The 14,473-nt window shown below is 68.6% G+C and carries 17 protein-coding genes; 8 read left to right on the top strand and 9 right to left on the bottom strand.

Annotation, left to right across the window (positions count from 1 at the left end; all coding sequences use genetic code 11):
• The first annotated feature begins 33 nt into the window (after positions 1 to 33).
• Entirely contained in the window at positions 34 to 486 is a 453-nt protein-coding gene (locus DM194_RS05505; protein WP_246024300.1) for a group III truncated hemoglobin, read from the top strand.
• Between the two features lie 116 nt (positions 487 to 602).
• Here the strand turns inward: DM194_RS05505 and DM194_RS05500 are convergent, their stop codons facing one another.
• The gene (locus DM194_RS05500) at positions 603 to 803 is read right to left on the bottom strand and encodes a YdcH family protein (protein ID WP_111066302.1); all 201 of its coding nucleotides are present in this window, start codon (positions 801 to 803) and stop codon (positions 603 to 605) included.
• Between the two features lie 266 nt (positions 804 to 1,069).
• Here DM194_RS05500 and DM194_RS05495 point away from each other — a divergent pair, with 266 nt between their 5' ends.
• Complete coding sequence (locus DM194_RS05495) at positions 1,070 to 2,164, top strand: ATP-dependent 6-phosphofructokinase (RefSeq protein ID WP_111066301.1); 1,095 nt, start codon at positions 1,070 to 1,072, stop codon at positions 2,162 to 2,164.
• Between the two features lie 8 nt (positions 2,165 to 2,172).
• On the top strand, positions 2,173 to 2,616 hold the full coding sequence (locus DM194_RS05490) for a TIGR02444 family protein (protein WP_246024299.1): 444 nt from the start codon (positions 2,173 to 2,175) through the stop codon (positions 2,614 to 2,616).
• Positions 2,617 to 2,634: 18 nt separating this feature from the next.
• On the opposite strand, the gene DM194_RS05485 is transcribed toward DM194_RS05490, so the two are convergent.
• The 6 genes from DM194_RS05485 to DM194_RS05460 form a co-directional block, all read right to left on the bottom strand.
• A complete protein-coding gene (locus tag DM194_RS05485; RefSeq protein WP_111066299.1) occupies positions 2,635 to 3,063 on the bottom strand; it encodes a hypothetical protein in 429 nt (142 codons plus the stop codon).
• A 285-nt stretch (positions 3,064 to 3,348) separates the two neighbouring features.
• Complete coding sequence (locus DM194_RS05480; protein ID WP_162629964.1) at positions 3,349 to 3,612, bottom strand: hypothetical protein; 264 nt, start codon at positions 3,610 to 3,612, stop codon at positions 3,349 to 3,351.
• 113 nt (positions 3,613 to 3,725) lie between these two features.
• A complete protein-coding gene (locus DM194_RS05475) occupies positions 3,726 to 4,406 on the bottom strand; it encodes a carbonic anhydrase (protein WP_111066297.1) in 681 nt (226 codons plus the stop codon).
• Positions 4,407 to 4,530: 124 nt separating this feature from the next.
• On the bottom strand, positions 4,531 to 5,124 hold the full coding sequence (locus DM194_RS05470) for a UbiX family flavin prenyltransferase (RefSeq protein ID WP_111066296.1): 594 nt from the start codon (positions 5,122 to 5,124) through the stop codon (positions 4,531 to 4,533).
• Positions 5,125 to 5,167: 43 nt separating this feature from the next.
• On the bottom strand, positions 5,168 to 5,782 hold the full coding sequence (locus DM194_RS05465; protein WP_111067771.1) for a DUF1013 domain-containing protein: 615 nt from the start codon (positions 5,780 to 5,782) through the stop codon (positions 5,168 to 5,170).
• 310 nt (positions 5,783 to 6,092) lie between these two features.
• Positions 6,093 to 7,109, bottom strand: a complete 1,017-nt coding sequence (locus tag DM194_RS05460; protein WP_111066295.1) for an NAD(P)H-quinone oxidoreductase — start codon at positions 7,107 to 7,109, stop codon at positions 6,093 to 6,095.
• Between the two features lie 141 nt (positions 7,110 to 7,250).
• On the opposite strand from DM194_RS05460, the gene DM194_RS05455 reads away from it, so the two are divergent.
• Positions 7,251 to 7,448 (top strand): DUF1192 family protein, encoded by a 198-nt coding sequence (locus DM194_RS05455; RefSeq protein WP_111066294.1) that lies wholly within the window; start codon positions 7,251 to 7,253, stop codon positions 7,446 to 7,448.
• Positions 7,449 to 7,517: 69 nt separating this feature from the next.
• Here DM194_RS05455 and DM194_RS05450 read toward each other — a convergent pair whose 3' ends face one another.
• The gene (locus DM194_RS05450) at positions 7,518 to 8,201 is read right to left on the bottom strand and encodes a DUF2189 domain-containing protein (protein WP_246024298.1); all 684 of its coding nucleotides are present in this window, start codon (positions 8,199 to 8,201) and stop codon (positions 7,518 to 7,520) included.
• A gap of 330 nt (positions 8,202 to 8,531) precedes the next feature.
• Positions 8,532 to 8,714: a DUF4169 family protein gene (locus DM194_RS05445; RefSeq protein WP_111066292.1), complete on the bottom strand. Its 183-nt coding sequence runs from the start codon at positions 8,712 to 8,714 to the stop codon at positions 8,532 to 8,534.
• Positions 8,715 to 9,067: 353 nt separating this feature from the next.
• Here DM194_RS05445 and DM194_RS05440 point away from each other — a divergent pair, with 353 nt between their 5' ends.
• From DM194_RS05440 to proC, 4 genes are all read left to right on the top strand, one after another.
• On the top strand, positions 9,068 to 12,304 hold the full coding sequence (locus DM194_RS05440; RefSeq protein ID WP_111066291.1) for an AsmA family protein: 3,237 nt from the start codon (positions 9,068 to 9,070) through the stop codon (positions 12,302 to 12,304).
• Positions 12,305 to 12,418: 114 nt separating this feature from the next.
• Positions 12,419 to 12,817: an accessory factor UbiK family protein gene (locus tag DM194_RS05435; protein ID WP_111066290.1), complete on the top strand. Its 399-nt coding sequence runs from the start codon at positions 12,419 to 12,421 to the stop codon at positions 12,815 to 12,817.
• Positions 12,818 to 13,089: 272 nt separating this feature from the next.
• On the top strand, positions 13,090 to 13,593 hold the full coding sequence (locus DM194_RS05430) for a type III secretion system chaperone family protein (protein WP_111066289.1): 504 nt from the start codon (positions 13,090 to 13,092) through the stop codon (positions 13,591 to 13,593).
• A 56-nt stretch (positions 13,594 to 13,649) separates the two neighbouring features.
• Positions 13,650 to 14,471, top strand: a complete 822-nt coding sequence (proC, locus tag DM194_RS05425) for a pyrroline-5-carboxylate reductase (RefSeq protein ID WP_111066288.1) — start codon at positions 13,650 to 13,652, stop codon at positions 14,469 to 14,471.
• The last annotated feature ends 2 nt before the right edge of the window (positions 14,472 to 14,473 follow it).

The raw sequence follows: 14,473 nt of genomic DNA, 5'->3' as shown, positions 1-14,473 counted from the left end.
AGACCCTAGGCAATTTCGGACCGGACCCGCCGCATGACCGACACCGTTCCCAGCGACGACCAGCGCAACGAGCACCGCGATATCCGCACCGCAATGGCGCAGGAACGGATGGCAGCCGTCGGCATCGACGAGGCGTCGATCGAGACGCTCGTGCGGACCTTCTATGGCAAGATCATGAAGGATGAGGTGCTGGGGCCCATCTTCGGCCGGGCCATCACCGATTGGGAACCGCATCTGCGCAAGATGATGGATTTCTGGTCGTCCATCGCCCTGCTGACCCAGCGCTATGACGGGCGCCCGATGCCGGTCCACATCTCGCTGGGGCTGGAGCCGAAGCATTTCGAACGCTGGCTCGGCCTGTTCCGCGAGACCGCCCACGAACTTTTCCCGCCCGAAGGCGCAAACTTCCTGATCGGCAAGGCGGAGAACATCGCCCGCAGCTTCCAGATGGGCATCCAGTTCTTCACGGTGCCGAAGAAAGGGTGAAGGATCCGCCTCGTGACCATGGCCGTCTCCCCGCCTTCGCGGGGACGACGCCCGTAGTCGCGTCCTGCGTTCGGCCAATTCCCTCTAAGCCCAATTTCCTCTAAGCCCAATTCCCTCTAAGCAATGATATCCGGCAGAAGCCGGCTTTCCAGGACCGTGATCTGGTCCTTCAGCATCAGCTTGCGCTTCTTCAGACGCTGCATCTGCAGCTGGTCGTAGGGCGCGCGTTCGGCGAGCCGGGCGATGACATCGTCCAGGTCGCGGTGCTCGCTGCGCAAGCTCGCCAGCTTTTCCTTCAAAATCTCTTGCTCGTTCATCGCGCCCGTGGGAAGTGGCCGTTGCCCCGGGTGGTTCGGGGGTGCTCTTGCGGGTGGCCCTTGGCTGGGCGGGCTGGACTATACCAGATTTCGCACGGAACGGCACGGTCAAACCACCGGTTTTGTCGTTTGGCATGAGGAACGCGCCGACCCTCCGGCCGAGCCATCCCACCTTTGCGGATGCGGGCAATGATTGCGGGAAATGTCTGTTCCGGTAACATGGTCCTCCATTTCAACAAACAGGCGAACGGGACGGGAACCCCTCAATGACTGCCCCAACGAAAGCCGGCAAGCGCATCGGCATCCTGACCAGCGGCGGCGACTGCGCCGGACTGAACGCCGTCATCCGTGCGGTGGTCCACCGCGCCACCGGCTATGGCTGGCAGGTGCTGGGCATCAAGGAAGGCACCCAGGGCCTGCTGCAGCGCCCGGTGCAATACCAGACGCTCGACCTGAGCTCCGTCGACGGCCACATGATGCGTCAGGGCGGCACCATCCTGGGCACGACCAACCGCGGCGATCCCTTTGCCTATCCGATGCCCGACGGCACGCTGAAGGACCGCTCGGACGAGATCATCGGCGGATACCGCGAACTCGGCCTGGACGCCCTGATCGGCATCGGCGGCGACGGAAGCTTCGCCATCCTGCACAAGCTTGCACAGAAGGGCGGCTTCCCGATGGTGGGCGTGCCCAAGACCATCGACAACGACCTGGGCAAGACCGAGGTGTCGGTCGGCTACGACACCGCCGTCGCCGTGGCGGTGGAGGCGCTCGACCGCCTGCAGCCCACCGCCGCCAGCCACCACCGCGTCATGGTGCTGGAGGTGATGGGCCGCGACGCCGGCCATATCGCCCTGGCGGCCGGCATCGCCGGCGGGGCCGACGTGATCCTGATCCCGGAAATCCCCTACACCATCGAGAACATCGCGGCGAAGATCCAGGAGGTCCGCAGCTCGGGCCGCAACTTCGCCCTTGTCGTGGTGTCGGAGGCGGTGAAGACGCTGGAGGGCACCGGGGTCAAGAAGGTGCTGCAGGGCGGCGAGAAGCGCTATGGCGGCATCGGCGACTATATCGGCGAGAAGATCTCCGACGCCACCGGTGCCGAGACACGCGTCACCGTTCTGGGCCATGTCCAGCGCGGCAGCATGCCCAGCCCGCGCGACCGGCTGATCGCCTCCGCCTTCGGTGTCCATGCCGTCGACCTGATCGCGGAGGGCAAGTTCAACCGCATGGTCGCCTGGTCGAATCGCAGCGTCATCGACGTGCCGATAACCGAGGCGATCGAGCATTACTCCTGCGTCGAGCTGGACGGGGCGCTGGTCAAGACCGCCCGCGGCCTGAACATCAGCTTCGGCGATTGAGCGGGACGGTGAACCCGTTCTGGGACTTCTCCCTGGCCGTCTACGGGCGGCCGGGGGTTCCGGCCCTTTGCCTGTTCCTGCAGGACCGGCGCGGCGTGGACGTCAATATGCTGCTGTTCGCCGCCTGGGCGGGGCTGGAGTGCGGCGTCCGCCTCTCCGAGGCCGAGCTTGCCCGCATCGATTCGGCGATTTCCGGCTGGCGGGAGGAGGTCGTGCGCCCCTTGCGGGCCCTGCGCCGCCGCGCCAAGGGTGAGGACGACGGATTCTACCGCCGCATGAAGGCCGCGGAGCTGGAGGCCGAGCGTGTCCAGCAGGACCGGCTTTTCGCCGCCGCCGGCTTCATGCCGCGGCCGGGCGGCAGCGCGGAGTCGGCGGCCCGCAACATGGCGCTGCTGGTGCCGGGCGGCGATCCGGCGCTGGACGAGTTGGCTGGGGTTCTCGCCGGCCGTTGAGCGGCTGCGCCCGGCGTCCTACCGGTTCAGGATCAGCTCGTTCGGATTGCGCACCGTGTCCGATACCAGGGTGGGTTTGCCGACGTAGAAGGCGCTGCAGCGCTTGCCGCTGACCAGGCGGGTCAGCGCCGCCTCCCACTCGCGGCCCTTGGGGCCGATGATGCGCAGTTTTAGCTGGTCTACCAGGGGAAAGACCTTGAACTGATCGATCTCGATCGGCTCGGAGGTCGCGGCGGTGAAGGCGTCCTGCTTCAGGGTCAGGGTCTTGCCGTTGATTTCCAGCGTGATGTCCTGCGCCCACGGGCAGCCGTTCGGCTTCGCGCCTTCGCTGGCGGTCGCTGGAGCCGTTCCGCCGATGCAGAGCGAGACCATGAGAGCGGCGGCGGCGATAACGCGGGACCGGCAGGCGCCGCGTCTGGAAAAGCCCCGGGCTGGGCGCGAGGTCATGATCCGCTCCTTGGAAGACGGCGCGGACAATAGCGATGCGTAAGTCCCAAGACAATCCGGGGAAAAGTCCGATTCTGTGACCGTTTGCGACGATTGGCGACGGTGCCCGGCCGGACTGGTGCCGTTGCCGCGGCGGCAACCAGTACTCTCCCCGGCTGGCCGGCTTGCGCGCTCTCCTCGAGGCGCCGGGCTGCAGCTTCTTCGGGTTGCCTGTTCCGGCGGCCATGCTCCCCGCGACTGGAATTCGGTCGCCGGGAGCATGGCCGCCGAGTTGGCGGTTCCGGTTCAGCGCTTCAAGCCGTTGCCATAGCGCGAGCAGTCGTAATCGTCCGTACCGGGTTCGGCCCGGCCGCCGTTGGAGGTGTTGTAGCGCGGATCGTCGCAGCGGCCGTTGCGCGCATAGGTCGAGTCGGAGCTGCCCGAGCCGAACAGGCCGCCGCCGCTGCTGCCGAACAGACCGCCGCCGCTGCCGCTGCTGCCGGTTTGGTTGCAGGCGGACAGCGCGAGGGGAGCCGCGACCAGGATCACAAGTGGAAGTGCAGTCTTCATGGCGTTCCCTACCTCTTGTCGGAGTGAGGAAAACTACTTTCCTTCGCTCACAACAGGGTAGGGCGCCCGGAAATTCCCGTCCTCGCCCTTGGGTACACGTTTGCGCGGTTTGCTTACTCGACCGGCTGGAACAGGCGGGTGGCGGGGTTGATCGCCCACATCTCGCCGGACTGGATGTCGAACCACCAGCCATGGATGTTCAGCGTCCCGGCCTCCACCCGCTCGCGCACGAAGGGGAAGGTCATCAGGTTGTCGACCGAGGCGCGGACCGCCGCCCGTTCGATCACCGCCGGGGTGTTCTGCAGCTTTTCCGCATCGGCCCGCGCCTGTTCGGAGCCTTCCGGCCCGACGTAGGGGTCGAGCGCGGAACCGGCGATCGACACCCAGGGGGACACGAAATCGTCGTCCGACTTCTGGCCGGCGCGCAAGCGGATCAGGCCCTGGATGCCGCCGCACTGGGCGTGGCCCAGCACGATGATCTCCTTCACCTGCAGCGACTTGACCGCATATTCGATGGCGGCCGAGGTGCCGTGATAGGCGCCGTCGGGCTGATAGGGCGGGACGAGGTTGGCGACGTTGCGCACGACGAACATCTCGCCGGGTTCCGCCATGGTCAGCAGGGCGGGGTCGACGCGGCTGTCGGAACAGCCGATCAGCAGAACTTCCGGGTGCTGCCCTTCGGTCGCCAGCTGGCGCATGCTGTCGGGTCGGCGTTCGTAATAGCGGGCGCGGAAGGCCTTGATGCCGGCCAGAAGCTGGCGGATGGGCTCGCTCGGTTGACTGCTGAAGGGCATGGTCGGCTTGTCCCCGTTACTGTCGGGCGGCGGAAGCGCCGGCTCCGCATCATTACGCATTGACAGCGGTATAACGGCATTGTGGCCGCCGTCCAAGCCGCCTGTTGCGGCGTCGCGGCGCGGGTCAGCCCTCCGCCGGACGCTCACCCCACCGGCGCAGATTTCCGGCATCCAGCCCGAACAGGTCCAGAACCCGTCCCACCGAATGGTCCACCAGATCGTCGAGGCTCTCCGGCCGCGCATAGAAGGCGGGGACCGGCGGCGCGATCACCGCACCCATTTCCGCCAGTGCGGTCATGGTGCGCAGATGGCCCAGATGCAGCGGCGTCTCCCGCACCATCAGAACCAGCCGCCGCCGCTCCTTCAGCGCCACGTCCGCCGCGCGGGTCAGCAGGGTGGAGGTGACCCCGCTGGCGATCTCGCTCATCGTGCGGACCGAACAGGGGGCGACCACCATTCCCAGCGTGCGGAAGCTGCCGCTGGAGATCGCAGCCCCGATATCGGCGGCGGAATAACTGACGTCGGCCAGCGCCCGCAGCTCCGCCACCTTCATGCTGGTCTCATGCGCCAGCGTCACTTCGGCGGACCGGCTGACGACCAGATGCGATTCGACGCCGATCCGCCGCAGCGTCTCCAGCATGCGGATACCGTAGATCACCCCCGACGCGCCGCTGATGCCGACGACGAGCCGGGGCGGAGGTGAGTTGCGGTCGGTCATCGCAGACCTTCATGCCCTTTCCCGCCAGGGGAGAGGGATGGCATCAGTGGGCGTCTTCCTGTTCGGAATAGCGGTCGTCGCCGTTGTTCTCGCCGTAGAAGTCCTCGGCGGCATCCTCCGGCGCGCGGGGCACGCCGCCCCGGCGGATGGCCAGCGCCAGCGCTTCCTCCAGCTCACGGCCGGAGCACAGGCCGAGCATGACCGGGCTGCGCGGCTTGATGTTGGCGACGTTCCAGTGGGTGCGGTCGCGCACCGCGGCGATGGTCGGCTTGGTGGTGCCGATCAGCCGGCAGACCTGGGCGTCCGACAGTTCCGGATGATGCTTCAGCAGCCAGGCGATGGCGTCGGGCTTGTCGCCGCGCTTGGTGATCGGGGTATAGCGCGGGCCCTTGGACCGGGAGGCGACCTGCGGCAGGTCGGCGACCAGCAGCTTCAGGCGCAGATCATGGTTCTTCTCGCAGCGCTCGATCTCATGCTTGGTCAGCTGGCCGTTGGCGATGGGGTCGAGCCCCACCATTCCGACCGCGACCTCGCCGTCGGCGATGGCCTGGACTTCCAGCGAATGCATGCCGCAGAAGGCGGCGATCTGCTCGAAGGACAAGGACGTGTTCTCGACCAGCCAAACGGCCGTCGCTTTCGGCATCAAGGGCAGTGCCATCATCCCTCCTGACAACTCTTCACCGGCCGCACCCGCTGGCGGGTGGTGCGGCCGGTCGTTCAAACTGGTTATGCGGCGCGAGAGCGGTTCCGCGATACCGGGGCGTTCGCCCCATCCTCGTCACCACGATATAGGGCGAATACGCGGTCCGCGTAAGCATGCTTGCGCAGGCGCACCGGGAAATCCCGGCCGCCCGCTCGCCTCTGCTAACCCGTCTTGGCAGCCCAAGGCAAGCGCGACGGAGCCGCATCGGCAAAGAAAGCGCAAAATGCGGTCCGGTTTTGCCTCCCGGACCGCCCAGGCCGGCGGCTCAGGCCGCGTCCGGCCCGACCGTCAGCACGATCTTGCCGATATGGGTGCTGCTTTCCATCAGGCGATGGGCTTCGGCGGCTTCATCCAGCGGGAAGGTGCAGTGGATCTGCGGCTTGATGCTGCCGGATTCCAGCAGCGGCCAGACATGCTCGCGCAGGGCGGCGGCAATGCGGCCCTTCTCCGCCACCGGACGCGCGCGCAGCGTCGACCCGGTCAGCGTCAGCCGCTTGGTCATCACCGGCGCCATGTTCAGCGACACCTTCGCCCCCTGCAGGAAGGCGATGGAGACGTGGCGGCCGTCCGCCGCCATGATGTCGATGTCGCGGGCGATGTAGTCGCCGCCGACCATGTCCAGCACCACGTCGACGCCGCGTCCACCGGTCGCCTCGCGGATCACGGCGACGAAATCCTCGGTCTTGTAGTTGATGGCCCGGTCGGCGCCGAGCTGTTCGCAGGCGCGGCACTTGTCGTCGCTGCCGGCGGTGGTGAAGACGGTGGCGCCGAAGGCCTTCGCCAGCTGGATCGCCGTGGTGCCGATGCCGCTCGACCCGCCATGGATCAGCAGTGTCTCGCCGCGCTTCAGGGCGCCGCGCTCGAACACGTTGGTCCAGACGGTGAAGAAGGTTTCCGGCACCGCCGCCGCCTCGACCATCGACAGCGATCCGGGCACCGGCAGGGCCTGCACCGCCGGCACCGTGCAGTATTCGGCATAGCCGCCCCCGGCAACGAGCGCGCAGACCCTGTCGCCGCTGGCCCAGTTCTCCACACCCTCGCCGATGGCGATGACCGTGCCGGACAGTTCCAGCCCCGGCAGGTCGGAGGCGCCCGGCGGCGGGTCGTAGCGGCCCTGGCGCTGCAGGGTGTCGGGACGGTTCACGCCGGCGGCGGCGACCTCCACCAGGATCTCGCCGGGGCCCGGCACCGGGGCGGGGCGGCGGGCGGGGCGCAGCACCTCCGGCCCGCCGGGCTCAGTGATCTCGACGCAGCGCATGCTGTCGGGCAAGGCGAGTCCCATGGCGTTCTTCCCTTCTTATCCGTGATCGGGCAGGCGTTTGCCGGCACCGGTGCATTGGAATTGTCCGGCTCGAAAGGTAGATTTGACCGACCGGCCTGACAAGGCGAAGGCGAAACACGCGGCAGGGAAGGGAACCAAGCCATGGCCATCGACGACCGTTTCGAGGATCTGGAGCCGCGAAAGGCCAAGCCGGCGCCGAAGGATTTGACCGTGATGGGCGTGGCTGAGCTCGAGGCCTACATCGCCACGCTGCAGGCGGAGATCGAACGCGCCCGCGCAGCCATCGCGGCGAAGCAGGCGCAGAAATCGGCGGCGGAGGCGTTCTTCAAGAAGGGCTGATTGCAAGAAAAGCTGACGGAAAAGCCCTCCCCAGCGGGCGGGAGAGGGCTTCCTCCAGATTATCGGCGCTCACCGTCCCGGGCCGACCAGATCGCGGTAGCAATGCCAGGAGGCGTGACCGATCACCGGCAGCGCGATCGCCAGACCGAGGAAGGCGGTGACCATTCCGGCGCTCATGAACAGGGCGATCAGGAAGCCCCAGGCGATCATCGGCCGGATATTCGCCCGCACGACGGCGACGCTGGTCGCCATCGCGGTGAAGACGTCGGTGTCGCGGTCCAGCAGCATCGGGATCGACACCACGGCGATGGAGAAGACCGCGGTCGCGATGACCCCGCCGAACAGCGTGCCGGTCAGCAGGAACGGGATGGTCTCGGCCGAGAAGAAGATGCGGTCGACCAGATGGTCCAGCGCCGGCGGCTCGCCCGAGAAGAACAGGGCGAAGATCAGGAAGGCGATGCGGATCCATGCCAGCATCGCCAGCATCAGGACCAACCCGATCCCGGCGATCTGCACCCCGTTACGGCGATAAACCGCGGCCACCTTGCCGAAGCTCGGCCGTTCGCCGAGTTCCAGCAGCCGGCTGGTCTCATAGAGCCCGACCGCCAGAAGCGGGCCGACCAGCATGAAGCCGGCCGCCATCGGCAGCAGCAGGTATTCCATGTCCAGCATCGAAAGCCCGACCACGAGGACGAAGCTGGAGATCACCGCCAGCGCGCCATAGGCGAAGCTGATGGTTGGGGCCGCCATCATGTCCTGCCAGGCCGACGCCAGCCAGACCCAGGGGCGGTCGGTCTCAACTTCCCGGATCGGCGGCAGCCAAGCAGGAGTTTGGGCAGGAGTTTGGGCAGGAGTCTGGGTTTGAGGCGTTTGAACGGATCCGCGAAACGACGTCATGTCGACCATGGTGACGGCTCTCCCCAACTGCCAAGGAATGCGCCCGCCGGCGCCCTTGGAAGGCACTGTCACATGATCGGCCCGATAGTCGCAATAGGGAACTATTGGGGTATCCAATAGTAACAAAAGCGCTGAGGTTATTCCCAGTGCAAAGCTGGGTCTTTACCGTGCTTTGGGACGAACGGGTCAGCTTTCGTCGTCAAGCCTATGTCCGTCCAAAGTCTGAGTGCGTCGCTCGGCCTCTTTGCGATCGCGTTCCTTCTCGGCCTTGGTGCGGCCGAATCGAGCCCGATTCGCTTCGGCTTCCTTCGCGCGTTCCGCCCTTTCACGGGTCTTGCGGAAGCGATTGAGGTTGACCACGTCGCCCATGGCACGGTCTCCGGCGGCTGAAACTGGGTTTTCGGGGTCGCGCGGCCGGATGGGGCGGCGGCGCGCGGAGAATATCCGGGGAAAAAATCGGACAGATCCCAACTTGGCCGTGGGATTGCCCAAATTGCTTGTTTCTTCTGCGGGCGCTAGCTTACCGAAGGACTGCCCTCATCGGAAGCCGCCATCGGATCACGACCGGCGCGGAAGGTGAGCGGCAGCGAAGGCAAGCGCACGTCGGTTCGTATCCCATGCGGGCGCGGGCCGGTGCCGGTCGATGGCGGCGGCGTGGTATCAATGACGTGGCAAAGGGGCACGGCCGAGGATAAGGCCGGCGCAGGGAAGGCGGACACCCGGTGAAGAAGATCCTGATCGCTGCACTGGCCGGACTGGTGGTTCTGGCCGGCATCCTGTTGGCAGCGCCGAGCCTGATCGATTGGAACGCCTATAAGGGCACCATCGCCGAGCGTGTGTCGCAGGCGACCGGGCGCCAGGTGGAATTGCGGGGGGACGTCGGCTTCACCCTGCTGCCGTCGCCGGCGCTGACGGTGCGCGACGCCCGGCTCGCCAACGCCCCCGGCGCCGCCGAGCCCGACATGGTGCGGCTGAAGAAGCTGGATGCCCGCGTCGCGCTCGGCCCCCTGCTGAGCGGCCGCATCCAGGTGGAGAGCATCACGCTGGTCGATCCGACCTTCGTGGTGGAGGTCCTGATGGACGGCGGGATCAATTGGGACATGTCCACCACCGGCAGCAGGCCCGGCGACGGGCTCGGCGCCGCCGAAGGTCTGGTGTCCGCCGTCAGCTTCGATCAGGTCCTGATCGACAACGGCACCTTGATCTACCGCGACAACCGCAACGGCCGGACCGAGACGGTGGAGGGGCTGAACGCCCGCATCGCCGCCGGCAGCCTGAACGGCCCCTTCCAGATTCAGGGCGATTTCCGTTTCCGCGGCCTGCCCCTTCACGGCGAGGCGACCGCCGGCCGCTTCACCGAAGGGGCGGCGGTGCCGGTGCGGGCCACCCTGTCGATGCCCCATACCGACGCGACGCTCCGTTTCGCCGGCATCCTGACCGGCGGCGGCGGATCGAAGGTGCAGGGCGACCTTCGCGCCGAAGGCAGCGACTTCGCCAAGCTGGTGGATGCGCGCCGGCCGGCGGCGCTGGCCCAGCCCTTCAGCCTGCGCGCGACGGTGGAGGCGGGAACCAGCCTCGCGACCTTCTCCAGCCTGGAAGCCCAGCTTGGCGACACCCGCGCGACCGGAAACGCCACCCTGCGGGCCGGCGACCCTGCCAAGCGCGAGGCGCCGCGGACCGAACTGACGCTCGCCGTCAATCGGCTTGACCTGGATTCCTGGCTGGCGCGGGGCGGGCAGGGCGGCGCGGCGAGCGGCTCCGCCGCCACGGCTCCGGCAAACCCCGCGACCGGCGACGCCAAGCAGTCGGGCCCGTCCTTCGCCCTGCCGATGGGTGTGGAGGCCAAGCTGGACGTGGCCGTCGACGCCATGAGCTACAATGGCGGGGTGGTGCGCCAGGGCCGGGTCGAGGCGAGCCTGACCGACGGCCGGCTGAACATCGACCGCATCAGCGCCCTGCTGCCCGGCGGCTCCGATTTCGTCGCGGCGGGGGAGGTGACCACGCCGGGCGGCCTGCCGACGATCGACATGCGGATGGAGGCGAATGCCGACAACCTGCGCGCCCTGCTGGAATGGGCGAAGCTGGATGTCCAATCCGTTCCCGCCGACCGGCTGCGCCGTGCCTCGCTCGCCGCCCGTCTGCAGGGCCATGCCGACCGCTTCGAGATATCGGGCATCGATTTCCGCTTCGACAGCAGCCGGCTGAGCGGTGCGATCGCCTATGTCGACCGCGGCCGTCCCGCCTTCGGAGCGCGCCTCGAACTCGACCGCCTGTATCTCGACGGCTACCTGCCGGCCGATCAGGCCACTGCCCAGCCCGCCGCTGCCGGCGCCACCCAGCCGGCGGCGGCGCGCGCGGCGGGGCCGCGGTCCGGTTCCGCCGCCACGCCGCTGCCGCAGCGGCTTCTCGGCCTCGCCGACGCCAACCTCGACTTGCGGATCGGGCAGTTGACCGTGGGCGGCCTGCCGGTCCAGGGGCTGCATCTGGATGCGACGGTCGCTTCCGGCGCGCTGACGGTGCGCGAAGCCAAGGTGGACAACATCGCCGGCCTGACCGCGCGGGTGGACGGGCAGGTCGCCAGCCTGATGCCGCTGCGCGGCGTGAACATCGCCCTGGCGGCGGAGGCCAAATCGCTCGGCGGGCTGCCCAGCGCCGTCGCCTGGCCGCCCGGCTTGCCGGCGCCGGAACGGCTGGGCGCGATCAGTGCCAAGGCCCGGCTTGCCGGCGACGGCGAGCGGCTGGCGGTCGAGGCATCCGCCGGTATGCTTGACGGCACGTTGGAGGCCGGGGGCGCCGTCCTGGGGCTCGACCGCACGCCCAGCGCCGACCTGAAGCTGCGCGTGACCCACCCGGAAATGGGACGCATCGCGGCGCTGTTCGCCGACCGTGGGCTGGCCCGCGCCCTCGGCCCGCTGGACCTCTATGGCGAACTGACCGGGAATGCGACCTCGCCGGTGCTGAACAACCTGCAGGGAATGGTCGCCGGCGTGCCGGTGCGCGGCAGGCTGGCGCTCGACCGCAAGCCGGCGCGGCCGGCCTTGCAGGCCGATCTGCAGACCGGCGACCTCGACCTCGACCGCTTGCGCAACGCGCCGCTGGTGGGCGATGGCGCCGGCCGCAATGCGGGGGCACCCGCCGGCGATCCGGCCGCCGTCCCGCCCGCCGATCCGCTGGCGGATCTCGGCTGGATGCAAGCGGCGGACGGTCGGCTCGCGCTCACCGCCACCTCGCTGACGTTGGGCGGGCAGCGCATCGCGCAGCCGGCGCTGAGGGCGACGCTCTCCGGCGGGACCGCGATCCTGGAGCAGTTGGACGGCGAATGGCAGGGCGGCCAGATCGGCGTCAGCGGCCGTCTCGCCACCGTTCCGGGGCAGGAGCCGAAGCTCGACGCCGACATCACCGTCATCAAGGCCGACCTCGGCACCGCACTGTCCGGATTCGCCGGGCTGGGGTTCAATGGCGGGACGATGGATCTCGACATGACCGTCTCCGGCAGCGGCAATGGCGACGCGCTGGCGCGCAGCCTGACCGGCCGCGGCCGGGCGGTGGCATCGGGTGGCGTGCTGCGCGGTGTCGATCTCGCGGCGCTGCGCAACCGGCTGGCCGGGGTGGAGCGCGCGCAGGAGGTGCTCGGCGCCGTCGCCGGTGCTCTGCAGGGTGGAGAGACCAAGCTGGACCGGCTGGACGCCCGCTTCGCCATCGAGAATGGGGTGATTCGCGCCGACGACGCCCGCCTGACCACCACTCCCGCCGACGGCACGCTGGCCGGCACGGTGTCGCTGCCCGACGAGCGGGTGGATTTGGGGTTGACCCTTAAGGTGAGGGCTGACGGCGACCTGCCGCCGCTGACGCTGCGCATCGCCGGTCCCTGGGACGCGCCGACCCAGACTCTGGACCTGAAGGCCCTGCGTGACCGCTTCAATGCGGCTTCCCCGGCCGGTCCAGCGGTCCGCCCGTGAGGTCCGCCGCATGCCACGGCTGCGCACCGCGGTACGCCTGTAAGGGGCCAAGGGCGTTGAAGTCGCGGCGCGCGGCGTCCATAATGAACGAACGGTAACCGGAAGTTAGAGCCGATGCAGGTGGACAACAGGATTTTGGACGATCTCGCCCGTGTGGCGGGTGGCGCTCTCGGCGCCTTCTCGTCCTTGCGCGAAGAGGCCGAAGGTCAGCTGCGCGCTCAACTCGAACGCGTTCTGTCGCGGATGGACGTGGTCAGCCGCGAGGAATACGAGGCCGTCCGCGCCATGGCCGCCAAGGCCCGCGAGGAGCAGGAGGCGATGGCCGAGCGGCTTGCCGCGCTGGAGGCCACCGTCGCGACGCTGACCGCCGGGCAATCACCTCTTCCGGTCGTGGTCGAGCCGGCCGGCGTTCCGGCGGTGGCCGACACCGATCCGGCGACTCCCGCGCCGGCGAAGCCCGCCGCGGATGCCGGCGGCACAGGGACCACGGGCACAGGGCCCGCCGCGTCCTGAGCATCTGGGCAGCCGCACCACCCGGCACCCCTCCCGTCATCGTACCGGCCTGTGCCGCCATCGGCGGCCCGGCCCGATCCTGGCCGGTTGACGACCCGAACGTCGGCCGGTCGGAACGCTGACCGGGTGCCGATGCGGGCGGACGCCGCGTGCCGATGCTCGTCTTTTCATCACCTTCGGGGTATTGGCCCGGACCCGCGCGGTTTCACAGGCGCGTCTTCTGGTCCGGGGGAACGGTACCGCCCATTGCGCCTTCACAGGAGGACGCTGACATGTCGGCAGTAGCCGTCGAAACCACCACTTCCGCCCACAATCCGCTCGACGTGGTCGAGGAGATCGTAACCGCCAACGAATGGCCCTTCGATCGCGCCACCGAGGACGAGCTTGTCGTAGAGATCGGCGGGCGCTGGTGCGATTACCGGCTCTATTTCGTCTGGCAGCCCGATGTCAGCGCAATGCAGTTCTCCTGCCAGTTCGACATGAAGGTTCAGGCCGCCCGCCGCACCGCCGTCGCCGAACTGCTGGCGGAGGTGAACGGCCGCATGTGGCTGGGCCATTTCGACGTTTGCTCGGAGGAGCATACGCCGATGTTCCGCCAGACCATGCTGCTGCGCGGGTCGCGCGGCGCAGCGGTGGAACAGCTGGAGGATCTGGTGGAGATCGCCCTGTCGGAGTGCGAGCGCTTCTATCCGGCCTTCCAGTTCGTGATCTGGGGCGGCAAATCCGCGCCGGAGGCGGTGTCCGCCGCCATTCTCGACACCATGGGCGAAGCGTAAGCCTTGAGGCGGGCATCAACATTTGCATTTGCATGAACAGGGGGGAAGTCGGGGTCATGACGGCGGAAACGGGTGCGTCGCTGCTGCTGGTCGGTTGCGGGAAGATGGGCGGGGCGATGCTGGACGGCTGGCTTGCCGCCGGAACCGCTTCGCGCGTCGTGGTGGTCGACCGGGCCGGTCTGCCGGAGCGGCTCTCCGGTGACGCGCGGGTCTCGCTGGCGTCGGGCGCGGACACCCTGCCGGACGGCTTCGTTCCCGATGTCGTGGTTCTGGCGGTCAAGCCGCAGGTGATGGAGGAGGCGCTGCCGGCCTACCGGGCGCTGGTCCGTCCCGGCACCGTCTTCCTGTCGATCGCCGCCGGCAAGACCATCGCCTATTTCGAACGGCTGCTGGGGGAGGGGGCGGTCCTCGTCCGCTCCATGCCCAACACGCCGGCCGCCGTCGGCCGCGGCATGACCGTGGCGGTGCCCAACGCCCATGTCAGCGCCGCCCAGCGCGACCTGTCCGACCGGCTGCTGCGCGCCGTCGGCGACGTCGCCTGGGTCGAGGATGAAGGTCTGCTGGATCCCGTCACCGCGGTGTCCGGCAGCGGCCCCGCCTATGTCTTCTTCCTGGTCGAGGCGATGGCCAAGGCCGGCGAGGCAGCGGGTCTGCCGGCCGATCTGGCGATGCGGCTCGCCCGCGCCACGGTTTCGGGGGCCGGCGCGCTGCTCGACGCCTCGCCGCAGGAGGCCGCCGACCTGCGCAAGGCGGTGACCAGCCCCAACGGCACCACCCAGGCCGCGCTGGAGGTGCTGATGGCGCCGGACGGACTGCAGCCGGTGATGACCGCCGCCATCGCCGCCGCCACCCGGCGGTCGCGCGAGCTTGCCGGTTGATG

The sequence above is a fragment of the Azospirillum ramasamyi genome, from assembly GCF_003233655.1.
Classification (GTDB): Bacteria; Pseudomonadota; Alphaproteobacteria; order Azospirillales; family Azospirillaceae; genus Azospirillum; species Azospirillum ramasamyi.
The sequence above is the reverse complement of the archived record's forward strand: the minus strand, read 5'-3'. Positions and strand labels throughout refer to the sequence as shown.

What these genes read in the sequence shown, in the direction of transcription:
- DM194_RS05500 (WP_111066302.1), bottom strand. Translation starts at nt 803, where the DNA reads ATGAACGAGCAAGAGATTTTGAAGGAAAAGCTGGCGAGCTTGCGCAGC.
- DM194_RS05455 (WP_111066294.1), top strand. Translation starts at nt 7,251, where the DNA reads ATGGCCATCGACGACCGTTTCGAGGATCTGGAGCCGCGAAAGGCCAAG.
- DM194_RS05495 (WP_111066301.1), top strand. Translation starts at nt 1,070, where the DNA reads ATGACTGCCCCAACGAAAGCCGGCAAGCGCATCGGCATCCTGACCAGC.
- DM194_RS05475 (WP_111066297.1), bottom strand. Translation starts at nt 4,406, where the DNA reads ATGCCCTTCAGCAGTCAACCGAGCGAGCCCATCCGCCAGCTTCTGGCC.
- DM194_RS05450 (WP_246024298.1), bottom strand. Translation starts at nt 8,201, where the DNA reads ATGATGGCGGCCCCAACCATCAGCTTCGCCTATGGCGCGCTGGCGGTG.
- DM194_RS05470 (WP_111066296.1), bottom strand. Translation starts at nt 5,124, where the DNA reads ATGACCGACCGCAACTCACCTCCGCCCCGGCTCGTCGTCGGCATCAGC.
- DM194_RS05445 (WP_111066292.1), bottom strand. Translation starts at nt 8,714, where the DNA reads ATGGGCGACGTGGTCAACCTCAATCGCTTCCGCAAGACCCGTGAAAGG.
- DM194_RS05430 (WP_111066289.1), top strand. Translation starts at nt 13,090, where the DNA reads ATGTCGGCAGTAGCCGTCGAAACCACCACTTCCGCCCACAATCCGCTC.
- DM194_RS05485 (WP_111066299.1), bottom strand. Translation starts at nt 3,063, where the DNA reads ATGACCTCGCGCCCAGCCCGGGGCTTTTCCAGACGCGGCGCCTGCCGG.
- DM194_RS05505 (WP_246024300.1), top strand. Translation starts at nt 34, where the DNA reads ATGACCGACACCGTTCCCAGCGACGACCAGCGCAACGAGCACCGCGAT.
- proC (WP_111066288.1), top strand. Translation starts at nt 13,650, where the DNA reads ATGACGGCGGAAACGGGTGCGTCGCTGCTGCTGGTCGGTTGCGGGAAG.
- DM194_RS05435 (WP_111066290.1), top strand. Translation starts at nt 12,419, where the DNA reads ATGCAGGTGGACAACAGGATTTTGGACGATCTCGCCCGTGTGGCGGGT.
- DM194_RS05480 (WP_162629964.1), bottom strand. Translation starts at nt 3,612, where the DNA reads ATGAAGACTGCACTTCCACTTGTGATCCTGGTCGCGGCTCCCCTCGCG.
- DM194_RS05465 (WP_111067771.1), bottom strand. Translation starts at nt 5,782, where the DNA reads ATGGCACTGCCCTTGATGCCGAAAGCGACGGCCGTTTGGCTGGTCGAG.
- DM194_RS05460 (WP_111066295.1), bottom strand. Translation starts at nt 7,109, where the DNA reads ATGGGACTCGCCTTGCCCGACAGCATGCGCTGCGTCGAGATCACTGAG.